This is a genomic window from Asticcacaulis benevestitus DSM 16100 = ATCC BAA-896 (genome assembly GCF_000376105.1).
Taxonomy (GTDB): domain Bacteria; phylum Pseudomonadota; class Alphaproteobacteria; order Caulobacterales; family Caulobacteraceae; genus Asticcacaulis; species Asticcacaulis benevestitus.
In genome coordinates, this window is sequence record NZ_AQWM01000024.1 from 21,384 (window position 1) to 36,711 (window position 15,328).

13 protein-coding genes are annotated in these 15,328 nt (G+C 59.2%); 5 read left to right on the forward strand and 8 right to left on the reverse strand.

The window, feature by feature from the left end; all coding sequences use genetic code 11:
* The first annotated feature begins 69 nt into the window (after positions 1 to 69).
* Both B060_RS0117630 and B060_RS25065 read left to right on the forward strand, forming a co-directional pair.
* A complete protein-coding gene (locus B060_RS0117630) occupies positions 70 to 2,697 on the forward strand; it encodes a glycoside hydrolase family 2 protein (RefSeq protein ID WP_018083125.1) in 2,628 nt (875 codons plus the stop codon).
* 47 nt (positions 2,698 to 2,744) lie between these two features.
* A complete protein-coding gene (locus B060_RS25065) occupies positions 2,745 to 5,222 on the forward strand; it encodes a glycoside hydrolase family 95 protein (RefSeq protein WP_211210476.1) in 2,478 nt (825 codons plus the stop codon).
* A 156-nt stretch (positions 5,223 to 5,378) separates the two neighbouring features.
* Here the strand turns inward: B060_RS25065 and B060_RS0117640 are convergent, their stop codons facing one another.
* From B060_RS0117640 to B060_RS25070, 8 genes are all read right to left on the reverse strand, one after another.
* On the reverse strand, positions 5,379 to 6,341 hold the full coding sequence (locus B060_RS0117640; protein WP_018083127.1) for a Rieske 2Fe-2S domain-containing protein: 963 nt from the start codon (positions 6,339 to 6,341) through the stop codon (positions 5,379 to 5,381).
* A 29-nt stretch (positions 6,342 to 6,370) separates the two neighbouring features.
* Positions 6,371 to 7,378, reverse strand: a complete 1,008-nt coding sequence (locus B060_RS0117645) for a GNAT family N-acetyltransferase (protein WP_157405667.1) — start codon at positions 7,376 to 7,378, stop codon at positions 6,371 to 6,373.
* Complete coding sequence (locus tag B060_RS0117650) at positions 7,375 to 8,448, reverse strand: ATP-grasp domain-containing protein (RefSeq protein WP_035423465.1); 1,074 nt, start codon at positions 8,446 to 8,448, stop codon at positions 7,375 to 7,377. Before B060_RS0117650 ends, B060_RS0117645 begins: the two co-directional genes overlap by 4 nt.
* Positions 8,445 to 9,626 (reverse strand): hypothetical protein, encoded by a 1,182-nt coding sequence (locus tag B060_RS0117655; protein WP_018083130.1) that lies wholly within the window; start codon positions 9,624 to 9,626, stop codon positions 8,445 to 8,447. The genes B060_RS0117650 and B060_RS0117655 overlap by 4 nt, the downstream gene beginning before the upstream one ends.
* The gene (locus B060_RS0117660; RefSeq protein WP_018083131.1) at positions 9,619 to 10,455 is read right to left on the reverse strand and encodes an MBL fold metallo-hydrolase; all 837 of its coding nucleotides are present in this window, start codon (positions 10,453 to 10,455) and stop codon (positions 9,619 to 9,621) included. Before B060_RS0117660 ends, B060_RS0117655 begins: the two co-directional genes overlap by 8 nt.
* Positions 10,445 to 11,437 (reverse strand): NAD-dependent epimerase/dehydratase family protein, encoded by a 993-nt coding sequence (locus B060_RS0117665; RefSeq protein ID WP_026172942.1) that lies wholly within the window; start codon positions 11,435 to 11,437, stop codon positions 10,445 to 10,447. Before B060_RS0117665 ends, B060_RS0117660 begins: the two co-directional genes overlap by 11 nt.
* Entirely contained in the window at positions 11,437 to 12,264 is an 828-nt protein-coding gene (locus tag B060_RS0117670; protein WP_244874638.1) for a 3-oxoacyl-[acyl-carrier-protein] synthase III C-terminal domain-containing protein, read from the reverse strand. Before B060_RS0117670 ends, B060_RS0117665 begins: the two co-directional genes overlap by 1 nt.
* 329 nt (positions 12,265 to 12,593) lie before the next feature.
* Entirely contained in the window at positions 12,594 to 12,863 is a 270-nt protein-coding gene (locus B060_RS25070; protein ID WP_018083134.1) for a hypothetical protein, read from the reverse strand.
* Between the two features lie 4 nt (positions 12,864 to 12,867).
* On the opposite strand from B060_RS25070, the gene B060_RS0117680 reads away from it, so the two are divergent.
* The 3 genes from B060_RS0117680 (at position 12,868) to B060_RS0117690 (ending at position 15,308) form a co-directional block, all read left to right on the forward strand.
* On the forward strand, positions 12,868 to 13,341 hold the full coding sequence (locus B060_RS0117680) for a hypothetical protein (protein ID WP_155847834.1): 474 nt from the start codon (positions 12,868 to 12,870) through the stop codon (positions 13,339 to 13,341).
* 127 nt (positions 13,342 to 13,468) lie between these two features.
* Complete coding sequence (locus tag B060_RS25075; RefSeq protein ID WP_018083136.1) at positions 13,469 to 14,011, forward strand: DUF6438 domain-containing protein; 543 nt, start codon at positions 13,469 to 13,471, stop codon at positions 14,009 to 14,011.
* Between the two features lie 184 nt (positions 14,012 to 14,195).
* Positions 14,196 to 15,308 (forward strand): DUF5694 domain-containing protein, encoded by a 1,113-nt coding sequence (locus tag B060_RS0117690; protein WP_236621642.1) that lies wholly within the window; start codon positions 14,196 to 14,198, stop codon positions 15,306 to 15,308.
* Positions 15,309 to 15,328 lie beyond the last annotated feature (20 nt).

A 15,328-nucleotide genomic window follows, 5' to 3' on the forward strand; every position in this document is an offset into this window, starting at 1 on the left:
ATCGGATAAGGGAATGTCTCACGCGTTAGGCAGCCAAAAAAAAGGCTTCATGCGAAGGTGAGGAAACATATGCTGGGTCATTTTAAAGATGTCCTGAAAGTGATAGCGGCCATTGTACTGGCCAGCGGTATGTCGGCAAGTGCCGCATCTCTTGACATGGCTACCAAACCGGCCCTCGACAGTTCGAGCCGGACTCGCGCGAACTTCAATGCCGATTGGCGTTTCAAACTCGGCAGCAGCGACGGGGCCGAGAGGCCGACATTCGAAGATCAGGCATGGCAAACCGTTGGGCTCCCGCATAGCTTTAGTATGCCCTATTTCCGGGCGGCAGCCTTCTATACCGGCGACGGATGGTATCGAAAGACATTTCCGCTTCCCTCTGTGCCCTCCGGCCGGCGTTATTCCCTGGAATTTGAAGGCGCCTTCCAGGATGCCCGCGTTTACGTCAACGGGATTGAACTGGCGCATCATCGCGGCGGTTATACCGGATTTTCTGTCGATATAACTAAGGCTGTGCACGCGGGAAATAACATTGTAGCGGTCAAGGTGAACAATAGTTGGGACCCGACCCTGGCGCCGCGCGCCGGCGAACATGTGTTCAGTGGCGGGCTTTACCGCGATGTCTGGCTGGTTTCGTCCGATGCCGTCCATATCCCGTGGACAGGCACCCGCGTCACCACGCCCGAACTATCAGAGCATTCAGGCAAGGTCTCTGTCGAGACCGAAGTCCGCAATGACCAGCCGGACGCGGCGGTTGTCACGGTTCACACGACCCTTGTCGACCCCGCCGGTAAGCCCGTCGCCACCCTGAACGATGAGCACGCGAGCATCGCCCCTGGCGCCATGGTTATTGTCAGGCAGGTTTCGGCACCGATCCAGCGCCCCAGACTGTGGAGTCCCGAGACGCCTGCGCTTTATCGAGTCGTCACCACGCTCACTGTAGCGGGTCGTGAGCGTGATCGGTTGGAAACCTCCTTCGGCTTCCGCTGGTTCGAATGGACCGCGGATCGTGGGTTTTTCCTGAACGGCAAGCACCGCTATTTCAAGGGCGCCAATGTCCATCAGGACCAGGCCGGATGGGGAGACGCCGTCACCAATGGTGCGATCGAACGCGATGTCCGCATGATCAAGGAGGCGGGGTTCGATTTCATCCGGGGGTCTCACTACCCACATGATCCGCACTTTGCCGATACAACCGACAGGCTGGGCATGTTGTTCCTGTCCGAAGCGCCCTTCTGGGGCACCGCCGCCTTCAAGAACCCGTGGGGAGCGCCGGCCTATCCGACTGAGATCGCGGATCGCGCGGCCTTCGAAGCCAGCGTCAAACAGCAATTGGCCGAGATGATCCGCATCAACCGCAATCATCCATCGATCGTCGTGTGGGGCATGGACAACGAGGTCTTCTTCACCAAGGAGGAGACGCTGCCCGACGTCCGTCGACTGTTGAAGGAAATGGTCGCCTTGTCACACCAGCTCGACCCCACGCGCCCTGCCGCGATTGACGGTGCCCAGCGCGGCGAAATCGATAAGCTGGGCGATATTGTGGGCTATAATGGCGATGGGGCCAGCCTTTTCCCTGATCCGGGCATCCCCAACTTCGTTGCAGAATACGGGGTGACCATGGCGGACCGACCGGGCGATTATGCGCCGGGCTGGGACGACCTGCCGAACACGGTTGGGGCAGACAAGACAAAAGAGGGATCGTGGCGCCTGCCGTGGCGATCGGGCGAAGTGATCTGGGCGGGCTTTGACCACGGCTCAATCGCGGGCAAGCGGTTTGGTGGCATGGGCATGATCGATTATTTCCGTCTGCCGAAGCGCCAGTATTATTGGTATAGAAATGCCTATGCCCACAGGCCACCGCCGGTATGGCCGGTTGCGGGCACACCGGCTGCGCTTCGCGTGACGACAAGTGCCCCCACAATTGCGCGCGCCGACGGCACGGACGACGTACAGGTTATTGTTAGCGTTGTTGATGCGACAGGCCGGCGCTTAAGCAACAGTCCTCCGGTGCGGCTTGCCATCGAATCCGGGCCGGGCGAATTACCGACCGGGCGTTCAATTGATTTTTCGCCGGACAGCGACATTGTCATACGGGACGGGGAGGCGGCGATCGCGATGCGGAGCTGGCAGGCTGGTGTCACGCGTTTGCGCGCGACGTCACCTGGTCTGAAGGATGCGGTCGCGCAGGTTCGCACGCTGCGCGGCCCTGCCTTCGTCGCCGGCGAGACCTTGCTTGCCGACGATCGCCCTTACGCGCCTTTCACGCCTGTCTTGCGTGATTTGCCCGGCGATACGGTGTTCGGCTTAAGCAACCCCACATTCGCCAGCACCAGTGCGCCTGACCACAGCTCACGCATGGTCAACGACGGCAATCCCGCGACCTACTGGGCCCCGACCCCCGAAGACGCGGTGAAAGCTATTACCATCGACATGGAGCGCTTCGTTGAAGTCCACCGTCTGACGCTTACCTTTCCGCACATTGGCCCCTATGGTTTTGTGGCCGAAATTCAGGACCGTCAGGGCCATTGGCAGAAGCTGGTTGAACAGATCGAAGGGCAGGAAACGAGCCAAACCCGTACGGTCGAAACCGAGCCCCGTGAAGGTCGCAATGTCCGCATTCGCCTGCGCGTGCCAGCAGGCGCGCCAGCGGGATTAGCCGAGGTGCAGATCACCGGGACTTTGCGAGCCGATTGAATATCTGCGCGTGAAACACGCATCAAATGCGACGAAAAAGAGGGCCGATGTCTGATAATTGGACGCGACGACACGTGTTGCAAACGGGCATGTTCATGTCCGCCGCGGGTGCCCTTGGGGCCTTGCCTCTGCGCGCCATGGTGACAGGCTCTGACAGTGAGCATCATCTCTGGTTTGATGCACCTGCCGAACGCTGGGTCGATGGTTTGCCGGTCGGCAACGGTCGGTTGGGTGCCATGGTGCGTGGCGGAATCGTTGACGAGATTATCTCCCTCAACGACGATACGCTCTGGTCAGGCTATCCCACCGAGAACGCTAATCCCGAAGCGATATCGACACTCGCCGATGTCCGCGAAGCTGTCTTTGCCGGCGATTATCACAAAGCAGATCAGCTTGCGAAGCTTATGCAGGGGCGGTACAGCCAGAGTTATGCCCCCTTGGGCGATTTAAGACTCTCAATGCAGCACACTGCGGACGTGACGGCGTACCGGCGTGAGTTGGCGCTTGACCAGGCCGTTGCGGTGACCAGCTATGCTATGGGGCACACACGTTATCGCCGTGACGTGTTCGTGTCCCATCCCGATCAGGTGGTTGTCGTGCGCTTGTCAGCCGAAGGCGGCACCCTGGCATTCGACGCGAGGCTCGACACACAATTGCGGGGAGACGTGAGCGCGACGGGGAACCGGCTGCTGCTTCGTGGCAAGGCACCGGCGAGGTGCGCTCCGGACTATCAGAATGTCCCTGATCCCGTCATTTATGACGACACCTCAGGCAAGGGCATGGCATTCGTGGCCGCAATTGATGTTGAAGCAGACGGGGGCGAGGTTTTTGCGCAAAGTGGGATGATCTCTGTCCGCGGTGCCCGCGAGGTCGTCTTGCGGATCTCGGCGGCAACGGGATTTCGTGGCTTCAATCTTCTGCCAGATATGTCGGTCACCATGATCGAGGCACAAGCCATCCATACCCTCTCGGCCGCCTCTGCGCGGTCCTTTAACGATCTGCTTGCCCGCCATACCGCGGATCACCAAAGCCTTTATCGCCGGTCTGCCCTGCGGCTGGCCTCAGGGGCCGCTTCTGGCACTACGGCGGCAAGGCGTGAAGCCAATGCGGTGAGCACCGATCCGGGCCTTGCTGCCGTGTTGTTCCATTTCGGTCGGTATCTTCTGATCGCCAGTTCGCGTCCGGGAACACAGCCTGCGAATTTGCAGGGGATCTGGAACGCGAAACTGCGTCCGCCGTGGAGCAGCAATTACACCACCAATATCAATGTTCAGATGAACTATTGGCCGGCGGAAGTAACCAATCTGTCCGATTGTCACCAGCCTTTCCTCGACTGGATCGCGCGCGTCGCGGAAAATGGTCGCAAGGTCGCCCGTGATGACTACGGGATGCCTGGCTGGTGCCTGCACCACAACAGTGACATCTGGGCGATGGCCAATCCGGTGGGTGAAAAGGCCGGCGATCCATTCTGGGCGAACTGGCCTATGGGCGGGCCGTGGCTTGCTCAGCATCTCTGGCAGCATTACACCTTTGGTGGCGACATCGAGTTTCTGCGGGAGCGCGCCTATCCTTTGATGCGGGGTTGTGCCGAGTTTTGTGCCGCCTGGCTGGTGAAGGATTCGAACAGTGCGCATCTGACAACCGCCCCTTCCATCTCTCCTGAGAACCGGTTTCTTGCGCCGGATGGCAGGCCCGCGGGTGTCAGTTCCGGCTGCACCATGGACCTGGCTCTCACGCGAGAGATCTTTGCCAATTGTATTCAGGCGGCAGATCGGCTGGGCACGGATGCCGTCTTTGCGCAACGGCTGGGGGCATTGGCGAAACAACTGGAACCCTATCGTATTGGCCATCTCGGTCAACTGCAGGAATGGTCGCAGGATTTTGACGAGGTTGAACCCGGTCACCGCCACATGTCTCATCTTTATCCCTTTTATCCTGGAGACGAGATTGCACAGCCTAGCACCCAAGACTTGGCGCTGGCGGCCACCACTTCGATGCTGCGGCGTGAGGCTAACGGCGGGGCCGCAACGGGCTGGAGCCGTGCGTGGGCGACCGCCATCTGGGCGCGCGCCGGGGATGGCATGCGGTCAGGACACTCGGTCGATTTGTTCATTAGAGACAGTACGCTCGATAATCTGTTCGATACGCATCCGGCCACCACGGGCCCGATCTTCCAGATCGATGGAAATTTCGGGATGACCGCTGCGATTGCGGAGATGCTGCTGCAAAGCCACCAAGGCGCAATCGCACTGCTTCCCGCCCTGCCGCCAGCCTGGCACGCGGGAGAGGCCTACGGCCTTCGTGCAAGGGGCGCGATCACCGTCGATCAAATTTGGAAAGACAATTTGCTGCAAAAGGCGCGACTACACTTGGAACGCACGAGCGTGACGTCTGTTCGTCTGCCTACAGGACGTCGCCTGTTGTCAGCGACCTCAACCGGCCGAAATGTGTCCGTTCAGTTTGACGCAGACCTATTACGTTTTGAAGGTGCGGCGGGTGACATCATTGACCTCACTTTCGGCTGATCTGTTCAATGTGTTAATCCTCGATGAGTTGGGCGACCTGCCGTTCAGTTCGATCCCTGGCTCTCGGTGGTTTGGCACAAGTCGAACGTAATGAGTGCAGCAACGGGCGCGGCTCGCTCATATTTGGAGAATTGAGCTTCTTTATGGGCGCGATGTTCAAAGCCAGAACTCAAAAGGCCCCTGCGTCTCCGGTGTGAGTTTCTGGCCCTGATAGAGACGAGCGAGTTTGTCGCTTAGACGATCTGCCGGGCCTGCTTTGAAGCGCTGTCCACCAAAGGCCTCGATATTGTCTCGCAACTTCTTGAGGGCATCAGCATCCTGCTCGATAACTCGGAAGAGAAAGAGCCTGATCAGCGCCTCCTTAAGCCAGGCGGGGCCCTTTGATTTCAGGGTCGAAAAGCGGGCAAAAGGGCGGATTCTTCGTTCATTTTCCGGTACGAACCAGATGGTTACGCAAAGGCTGAGGCCTTTGGGGCCCTCCCATCTCCCCTGAAAAGCCACGGGCGGATAATAATGGCCGATGCTGCGCGTGCGCGGCCCTTCAAGTGCGCGCGACATCCAGCCGCGATCGGTATCCTGAACATAGGTAGCTTCGAAACTGTCTTCAAAGATTTCGATATTTTGCTCAACACGTTGCCGCCGGTTCTTGACCCTAATGTATCCGTTGTGGATAAAATTGGTGTGGAAGGGATCGAGCACATTATCCAGTGCATCGTAGACTCGTGCCGCCTCTGGTTTCATCGCCCACCAGAAGTGATCATATTCGGCACCTTCTGGCATGGGTGGCAGATCACTTTGGCGGGAGCCAGGTTTCAGGCATACGAAAACAACGCCATAGATTTCACGGGCCGCAAGGCTTTCCGCGTTCAGGCGTTCCAGGTCGCCGGCGCATCCCGGTACGTCAGCACAGGCGCCGCCGGCGTGGAATGCCCATCCGTGATAGGGGCAGACGAGCCGGTCGGCCTCGATGTGGCCTTCCGACAGCGGGTAGTTGCGGTGTGGACAGCGGTCCTTGAACACACTCACGCCCGCCTTCGAACGCCACAGAACGATCGGGACGCCCGCCAATTCACGCTTGAGCGGCTTGTGCCGGACCTCCCGGGTGAGCGCGACCGGCAACCACGTCGTTTCAATATTTGCAGGTAGTCTCATGAGGCTGTCCGTTCGAGGGCTGGCGCCATAAGGCGCAAAACTCTACCGATCATCGCATACCCCCATCGCCGCCAGTATGGCAAATGACCATCCATGATTAGCAGGTATTCCATATAAGGTTTGGCGCCCCTGTGGCGTTTGAAGGCCGCGGCACCCGCGGAGAGATTCAGGCGCAGGCCACGCGTCTGCGCCTCTTGTACGGCCTGCAGCATGGTGGCGCGATAGAGGCCTTCGGCCTGAGATCGCCGCCTGTTATAGCCGAGCAACGGCACAGACAGAATATCGCCGCAGGCATGCAGGGCGCAAAAAGCCTCGACCTGTCCGGCGCTGTCCTCGAGGGTCACGAGTTCAAGCACGCTTTCCTCCAGCAAGTGCCGCAGATAGGACGTTTCATAGTCGGGATTAAATTTCGAGTAGGTCGAAAGATAGAGCTCTCGGTACAGGTCGACGCATGCCGACAAGGTGTTCTCGGTTATCGCCTTGCCATGGACCTGCCGTTTCAGGTTCAACTGCGACAACAGGGCGGTGTCTCGCTGGGTATCACGCCGCGGCAGGCAATCTTGCGCAATGTCATCAATGATCCAGATCATCCGGATAGGCCAGCAGCCTGGACCGATATGCGCCAGGTGATCACGGGCATTGAGGGATCGGATAACAACCGCCTTGTCAGGATATCGCCTTGCAAACGCATCACCGGCTGCCAGGATTTCCGTGAGATCTTCAGGATGATAGAGACTCGTCGTCAACAAATGATGTTCCGGAAAAATAACATCGTCTATTCTCAGCAACCGCCCCAAGGCTTCGAAAACCTGACTAAGTGCCTTTGCGGCCAAGGAAGATGGTGGCGTCATTTCGCGATCGATTTCCTGACGCGCCATGGGGCCGATAGCCGTGCTGAGGGAGGTTACCCAGCATGCATTGAATGACTGAGGCATGGCGACGCAGAGATGACGATCCTTTATCTCCACCCTTCCAAACACGACATCGGCATTTTTCAGGCTCATGACAGCCTGCCGTTGCATTCGATATCCTGCGTCAGCAACTCAGCCAGCCCGCGACCGCCCTGGGCGGCTTTCAGGCTGAGCGAAAGGCTATCGGCCAGGGCTGGCAGTTCACGCTTCGCCAGAACATCCCGTGCGCGCCGGCTGTCCTGCCGCCAGCCCCTCAGACGTCCATTGCGCACCGCGTCAGGCAGACCGTAGAGCGCCATGGCCAGGCCTACGCAGGCGGGCTGGCGGTCTGCGGCCAACCTATCGCCGTCCGCCAGAAAGGCCGAAGCCAGGGCAGCTGGATCATGGGCCAGCAGATGAAGGCCGCTGGTCGCGCGCGGGTTACATTCCAGCAACCAAAGCTTACCATAAGCATCCATCCGCAGGTCACAGGCGATCTGGCCGGTCAGATCCAGCGCGCTTACGAGCGTCGCCGCGATGGTCAGCAGACGATCGCTCAATTCGGATTCCAAGGGATCGAAATAGTAACTGGCACCGCCTTTCGTTCGCCATGCCGAGCGATAGGCGCTGAAGGCGCGCAGGCGGCCTTCGCGCGCAATGGCATAAAAACTCAGGTCTTCACCATCGACATAGGCCTGTCGTATCCATGGATTGCACGGATCTTCCTTACCAGGGCCTTGAGCGTGACGGATCAGCAGGCGAACGCCGAAACGAGAAAACTCCGGCTTGAAGACGCTGTCCGGTGCCCAGTCAGGCGTACGTTCGGTCATGGGCACAGAAAGACCCAGCCCTGCCGCGAACCGTGCAAATTCATGCTTGGAGTGCAAACGCATCAGAGTTTCAAGAGATGGCGCGAACAGGGCGGGGGGCCGCAATTGCGCCCAATAGTAGATTTCCTCGCACAACGGAACGATCAGATCGGGGTTGGTCTGTTCGACAATTCGCTCTGCATCGGCCGCGAAACCGTCGGGCTCGAAGCGGGGCGATCGGTAGGTCAGCCCCTTGCCGAAGAGCGCCGTTTGGAAGACATCACAACCCATGACGTCGTGCCCCTGACTCCGAAAAGCTTGGGCCAGATCGAGAGCCACAGGTGCGCGTGTGCCGGTAATAAGGATTCGGCTCATGGCTGCCACCTGACGTGACGGCGTTTGGGATAGTCGTTTTCGGCGAAGTATGATCGCCTCAGAACAGGTCTGCCTAACGCCTTCAGTGCATCACAAAGAACGTTGGCATCTTCATCAAGGCAGGCAAGACGTATCTCCTTCGGGCTGGCTTCAGCTATCCAGGGGTGTTGAGCCGGGATCAATGGCGCCAGAAGGTCTTCAACCTCGCGCGGAAAGATCGGCCGTTCCCACCACCATATATCCTGAACCCGGCCTTCCACGGGGAGGACGGCGGTCAGCGGAGAGCCGCAGGGGCAATGGGTCTTCTGCAAGATATCATCCAGGCGCAGACGCACGACGGCTTGGGTGCGGCGAACTAGATCAGTTACAATAGGCCGGAAGCGGTCACCGGCCAGTGTCTCGGGCTCAACAATCAGGCTGTCCTCGTTCAGGTGCAGCGTGCCCAGGCGGCACGGTGCGCCCAGGAATCCTTCTGTCGCCTGATATATGGGGTCCGGCCGGATACCGAGGCGCTCGGTGATAAACGCCCGTTCAACACGGTTGAGCGTTTCCGCCCCGTAGAAGACATGCTTGAGAGACGGTACACGGCCAGCTTTCGCCAGGCTCAGAAGGACCTGCGGCGGCGCGATAACCAGATCCGGAGAGAAGGCCGCTATCTGTTCGGCACTGTCCGCGCCCAATGGGAAAAACCTCAGGTCGATACGACCGGCCTTGTAAAGTGCGTTAGGCGCTCGCAGGCAAACGGCGACACGGCGGACAGATAAAAGTTGAAGGGGTGAAAGTAGTTTGGCCATGATCTGGCCCGTGTAGGTGGCTCGCTCCTGTGCGGAGGTTACGAACAAGCCCCGCTGTGCACCTGAGGTGCCGGTCGAGAAGCCGGCGCGAAGGTGGTGAGGCAGATGCGCAATTGTACCTTCTTCACTGGCTTGCGCCGCCTCGGCCACTTTTTCTGTTGGCAATCCATATCGATTATAGGCCTGAAAACAGGCACGGAAGGTTGCCACATCCATGACTGGCAAGTCTTCAAAAGCGGCCTGTTGAAAGTCCTGCAAGGCGGGATAGTCAGCGAAGCTCGACCGCAACTGCCGCCACAGCCTGCTCTGGTGCGCCGCAAGTTTTCTGCGGCTCCGAAACCGTTTGCACCACAAGGCTGAGAGATAGGCGGCGCGCTCACCCATGGCCCAGCCATTTCTGCGCAGTCACCTGGCAATGCGACGGTATAATCTCCACTTGCGGCATGGATGTCATGAGCTGACCGAGCGCTGAGAGTGTGGCGCGATAGGTTGCGGTCTCTCCGAGCAGGGCTGTCGTGACGGCAGGGGGAGGAGCATTATCCGTGATTGCCGAGATCGACCATGCGGCGTCACCAATAAAGAAGGCCTCAGGTCCGGTTTGCGGCCGGACCCACAATCCCCAGTGTCCGGGGCAATGGCCCGCAAGTTGAACGGCCAGGAGGGTGCCGTCCGCCAGCAAATCTACCCCGGAGGCAAAGGGGCCCAGTTGCAAGGGCTGCGGCGGCATGTCTTCCAGAAAGGTGGCGCGGTGATCAATATCGTCAGGAACAAGCGCGCTTAGCAGTCCCTGCCTCACGCGTGTGAAGCGGCCACCCCGGCGCGTCCGGTCAAGTCCGTCCCGGGCGCAAAAGATCCGCGCTTTGGGAAACGCCTTGAGACCGGCGACATGATCGCCATGGAAATGCGACACGAACACACCGGCAATGTCGGACGCCGCAAGACCGAGGCGCGCCAGCTGCACGTCAAGGCTTTCAGCTTCGTCATACTGTACCGGCGTCATCAGACGGTAGAGGCGTTCAGGGAAGGCCTCGGTGGCGGTGAAAAAGCGGCGATGGTAGCCGGTATCGAACAGGATCGGTCCGAATGTTTCATGCAGGATGAGACCAACGAGCGCGGGAAAATCGACAGGACAGACATGCCCGCCTTTTCGCGCCATGATTTCCGGGTGCCGGCAGGCACCCACGCGCAGCAGATGCCAGCGTTTAACGGCCATGGGCTTGCCTCGCTATATGAAGGGCTGTCTCCACAGCGTCATATTGCGGCGTGTAATCCAGTAGCTGGTGCGCCTTGGCGAGGTCGAAGGTCTGCGAAAAGCTGAGCGTAGCCAGACTGTAAACGGTCAGGAGAGGCTCGGGCCTGCCCGGAAGGAGGCCGCAAACCCGCTCGGATATTTCGGCGACCGCGCGCAGAAAGCCGTAGGGCAGGTCTGTAAAACGCACGGTCCTGCCCAGGGCATTGCCTAGGCGGTCGACCATGTCGCGAACGCAAATCGACCGGCCTCCGGATATGTTGATGACTTCACCCGACAAGGCTTCCGCCCGATCATACGCGGTCAGCAGAGCGGCCACAACATCCCGGACATCCGTGAGCTCAACCTCGGCCGCGCCCCGGCGGACCAGCGGAAAACGTCCTTTGCCGATGAGTCGCAGAAACCGCGGCAGCAGCACTTCGTCATCGGGACCGATAATGGCGCGTGGACGGATAGTGACGCAGCTCATACCCGCATTTGCCTCACGCAGGACAAAGGCTTCCGCCTCGGCTTTGGTGCGGGCATAGTCGTTCAACGGCCGGCTGTTGATCGGGTCATCTTCCTTCAAGCCGAACTGATCGGCTTCACAGGCATAGACGGAGGGGGATGAAACGAACACAAAACGCTGGCATCCCGCATTCCTTGCCGAGACCAGCAGGCGCCGTGTCACATCCACATTGATGGCCTGAAAATCCTTCGCCTTCCCCCAGGGACTCGAGAGGGCAGCGCAATGGAACACGCCCTCGACGCCTGCCGTCAAAACGTCCAGATCGCTATCCAACAGATCAGCTGGCATGTAGGTCACCCCTGATCTTTCAATTTTGTGCCCGTCCCGCCGCCCGTTCGCTCTTACGGTCATGCCGCGTTCGCACAATCCGGCAACCAGCGCCTTGCCCAGCCCGCCGCTGGCTCCCGTCACCAGGATTGTTTTTGAGGGGCCGTTCATTAAAAACGCATGACCATGGCGCCAAGGCTTACACCGGCGGACGTACCCAAGAGCAAAGCGTGAGAACCCTTGCGCAAAAGCCCCTGATTATGGGCGGTGTAGAGCGCTGAAGGCAACGAGGTGGCGATTTGATTGCCCTGTTCACGAAACACGTCGACAACTCGCTCAGGTCGAACCTTGATCAGATGGCGCACATATTCGAGCGCCGGTGCGCTCGCCTGGTGGCATATGAGCGTGTCCACTTCAGCAATCGACACCTTTGTGTCGGCCAAAGTGTCTGCGATCAATTTTGGTAGATAACGCCCCGCCGCCTTGAAGATGCCGAAGGCATCCATGTGAAATTGCGCGGCCTTGCTCAGTGTCTCGAAACCATCGTCTATCCGCATGCGCGTGCCGCCGGCGCGAAGGTGCGCGAGATCCTTGCCGCCGCTCAGAGTCATAAAGCGGGCGCCCAGAATTGCCGGGCCGTCTTCTGTGGCTTCAATACAGACAGCCGCCGCGCCGTCGCCGAAAATAGCCGACATCTCCGGTTGCGAAAAATTGAGCCCCGCCGAGGCAATATCACTGGCAAACACGAGGGCGCGGCGATAGCGTCCAGCCTTCATGGCCAGGCTGACCTGATCAAGCGCCGCGAGAAACGACAGGCAGGTCATGTTGATATCGAAGCAGGGGATACCGGATTTTTGTAAGCCCAATTCATGATGAACCAGTACGGACGTCCCCGGAATGGGTTGTTCCATAACCCCGCAGGCCCCGATGACAACATCCACACTATTGGCAGCCCAGCCCGCTTCGTCGAGCGCTTCGCGACAGGCCTTTGCAGCCATCACCGAACTGGTCTCATCGCGGCTGGCCACGTGCCGAAAGGAAATGGCAAACCTGTCTTCGGTCCAGCCGTGCGGCTGACCAAACAGACTATCAAGATCTGAGGAGGGACGCCTGAAAGCAGGCAAGTATCGGCCGAAACCACGGCAGGCGAAACCAATTGGATAAGTCATCATGCATTCCGAATAACAGTGTATGCATACCGGGTTCGCCCTCCGGCTGCATGTCTTATACTTAAGGCGACATCAGGCGCTTTTCAATCTAAGAATTGAAGAAGGCATTTCCGCTCCAAGGCAGGTGCGTACGTCTAAAACCCCGGCTTCCTCAGGTGTCACAGAGGACGGGTCGGACATGGGATCTGCATGTCTGCCCTCTGCAACAGCCCCGTACGAGCCTGACTAAGATCCTTGCCGTCGCGCGCGGGCGTTTCGGCATCGCCGGCTAGGCCTGCCCAAAGGGCGGCATTGAAAGCAGTTGTGTCGAGATGATCCTCGACTTCGAAATTCAGCCCTTTCATTGCCTGCGCCCAATAGGCGGCCGTGCGCATGGGGCAGGTCTGGGTCAGACTGGTCGCCACGAAGGCCTGCGGCGGAATGGGCAAGACGATGGCCAGGGCACGACCAGCCTGTGCTCGATTGTTCGCCCGAATCCATGACGTTGTCGAAATTAGCAAACTGGCGGGCAAGTTCATGATGATTGGCCGCGCCGCACGCCGTCGGCGGGGCGCGCTCGACCGCGACCTTGGGCTGACACCCGTGAGGATTAGGACCTCGCGGGCTCTTGCGGTTGACGACGAAGACCAGGCCACGGCGCGTCGCGACGGCACTTCGATACCTACCTGTCGGCATGAGACCTTCGACACGGGCGCTGGCCCCAGCAGTGTCGACCAAACCCACGGCGTTGATGCCACCGAAGGTCACCAGAAGCTGTCCATCCGGCAGCAGGGCCAGCGCATTGGGATTTACGCCCTTACCCAGATCACCTGCCTTCATCTGCTCAGGGAAGCCCATGGCCGCCTCCTCGAGCAGGCGATCGCTCGATGTATCGATGACGGCCAGTTTCTTGGCATTGTCCTTTAAACCCGAAATATGAGGGTATTCATGCGGCGTTCATCCTGCGGACCTGATATAACCACATACCGTTGGCATGGTTGCCAGTAGTTCGAGCCGGTGGCTTTCGATCAAGCACAAAATAATGAGAGACTGAATGCAAAATTTGACAAACCGTGTCGCCAATTTCACCGCTGTGGTCGGGATCGGCGCTCTTTTGGTGTCCGTAGGCGGCTGCTCAACTCTGAACCCGCAGCCATCGGATGGGGCCGCGCAGCAACAGGAGACCATTTCGTATTCGGTGGGCCCTTGCTTTGGATTCTGCCCGGTATATTCGGTGGCGGTCACCCCGGAAGGGCATGTCGCTTACTTGGGCGAGCGCCACACGGCCGTATTGGGCGCGAAGGGCCGTGAAGCGGGCGAAAAAGCCTACGATGGCGCCGCAACGATGCTTGCGGCGTTCCGGCCAGCGGACGGTACAACGGCCGATACGCAATGTGAGGAACGACGTACAGATGCACAGCACTATGTGATTACGTGGACCAAGCCGGACGGCACAAAGACGGTCCTGCGACATGATCGGGGGTGCATGTCGGCGAAGAACAACGCGCTCAATAAAGCCTTGGATGAAGTGCCGGCACAGCTAGGCGTTGCGGATTGGGCGAAGCAGACAACGGAATCTGGCGCCTCGCGCGGCTGATGCGTAAGGCAGAGCTAGCTTTGAGATTCCCCTTCAGCGTTGGCGGTCGAACGTGTTTAAAGATAACGCCTTCAGCGACGATTGCCGCGGAAACATGACGGAAGCTTAATGCGGTACCCCATTGCATTCGCCGCAAAATGTGGCGATGCTGACTTGGAATTTTATCGCGTTAAGGTTTTTCCTCATGATCCGTAAGTCGATGGTTTCAAAGCAATCTTGTCTTGCCATAGCGATAGGTCTGTTGCTGGTCGCGACGTCCTCTCAGGCGCAGACCTACCAACCCTCATTTCACCCTGAGACATTGAAGGGCCCGCCCGTCGGAGCCCTCAACGAAGTGCTGGTTCTGGGCACGGCGCATCTCTCCAATATGCCAAAAACCTTTGACCCGGAGACGTTGTCGTCGCTTCTGGATCGTTTGGCGGCATGGCATCCGACCGCCATCGCCACTGAGGACATGTCTGGCCTTCAGTGTGACAGTCTGCGCCGCTATCCCGCTCGCTATGCCGATACCGTCAAGACCTATTGTCCCGACCCTACGCCTGCCGGCAAGGCCACGGGGCTTGACGTTCCGGCCGCCAATGCCGAGGCTGAGCGCTTGCTGGCCAGTTGGCCGAAGGCGCCAACAGCTGTGCAGCGACGGCATCTGGCGGCGGTTTTTCTGGCGGCGGGTGAGCGTCACTCCGCCTTGGTGCAATGGCTACGGCTGGAGCCTACGGAGCGTCACCCCGGTGATGGCCTGAATGAGGACCTTGTCACCGCGCTGGATAAGCTGAAGGATCGTCGCAATGAGACCAGTCTGATCGCCGCGAGGCTTGCCGCGCGACTGGGGTTGGAGCGTCTTTGGAGTGTGGACGACCATTCGGCCGACACGCCCGACCCTGCCGATCCTGTAGAGGCGAAAGCCTTTAATGATGCGATCATGCAGGCCTGGAACAATGCCGCCACGCAAGCGCGACAAGCCGATAAAGGCCGCTTGCAGGACGGCCTGACGAAGTCGGACGGTATCCTTGATATGTACAGGTCGTTCAACGCACCGGAGGCTTCGATGCAGACCTATCAATCCGACTTTGGCGCGGCGTTTATGGAGCCGTCTCCACAGGGGTTCGGGCGCAAATACCTGGGGTATTGGGAGACAAGGAACCTGCGGATGGTGTCCAACATCCGAGATGTGCTTGGCCAATATCCCGGTACACGCCTGCTGGCGATCGTTGGGGCGTCTCACAAAGGCTATTATGAAGCCTATCTCAATCAGATGCACGACGTAAGGCTGGTAGACGCCATGGGCGTGCTCAAGTGAGCGCAGTGAAAAGGTAGGCC

Bases quoted from the DNA above. Each gene is read 5' to 3' on its own strand.
- B060_RS0117630 (WP_018083125.1), top strand. From the start codon at position 70: ATGCTGGGTCATTTTAAAGATGTCCTGAAAGTGATAGCGGCCATTGTA.
- B060_RS0117670 (WP_244874638.1), bottom strand. From the start codon at position 12,264: ATGGCTGCAAAGGCCTGTCGCGAAGCGCTCGACGAAGCGGGCTGGGCT.
- B060_RS0117690 (WP_236621642.1), top strand. From the start codon at position 14,196: ATGATCCGTAAGTCGATGGTTTCAAAGCAATCTTGTCTTGCCATAGCG.
- B060_RS25065 (WP_211210476.1), top strand. From the start codon at position 2,745: ATGTCTGATAATTGGACGCGACGACACGTGTTGCAAACGGGCATGTTC.
- B060_RS0117655 (WP_018083130.1), bottom strand. From the start codon at position 9,626: ATGGGTGAGCGCGCCGCCTATCTCTCAGCCTTGTGGTGCAAACGGTTT.
- B060_RS0117645 (WP_157405667.1), bottom strand. From the start codon at position 7,378: ATGAGCCTGAAAAATGCCGATGTCGTGTTTGGAAGGGTGGAGATAAAG.
- B060_RS0117665 (WP_026172942.1), bottom strand. From the start codon at position 11,437: ATGAACGGCCCCTCAAAAACAATCCTGGTGACGGGAGCCAGCGGCGGG.
- B060_RS0117650 (WP_035423465.1), bottom strand. From the start codon at position 8,448: ATGAGCCGAATCCTTATTACCGGCACACGCGCACCTGTGGCTCTCGAT.
- B060_RS25075 (WP_018083136.1), top strand. From the start codon at position 13,469: ATGCAAAATTTGACAAACCGTGTCGCCAATTTCACCGCTGTGGTCGGG.
- B060_RS0117680 (WP_155847834.1), top strand. From the start codon at position 12,868: ATGGCCAGGGCACGACCAGCCTGTGCTCGATTGTTCGCCCGAATCCAT.
- B060_RS0117660 (WP_018083131.1), bottom strand. From the start codon at position 10,455: ATGGCCGTTAAACGCTGGCATCTGCTGCGCGTGGGTGCCTGCCGGCAC.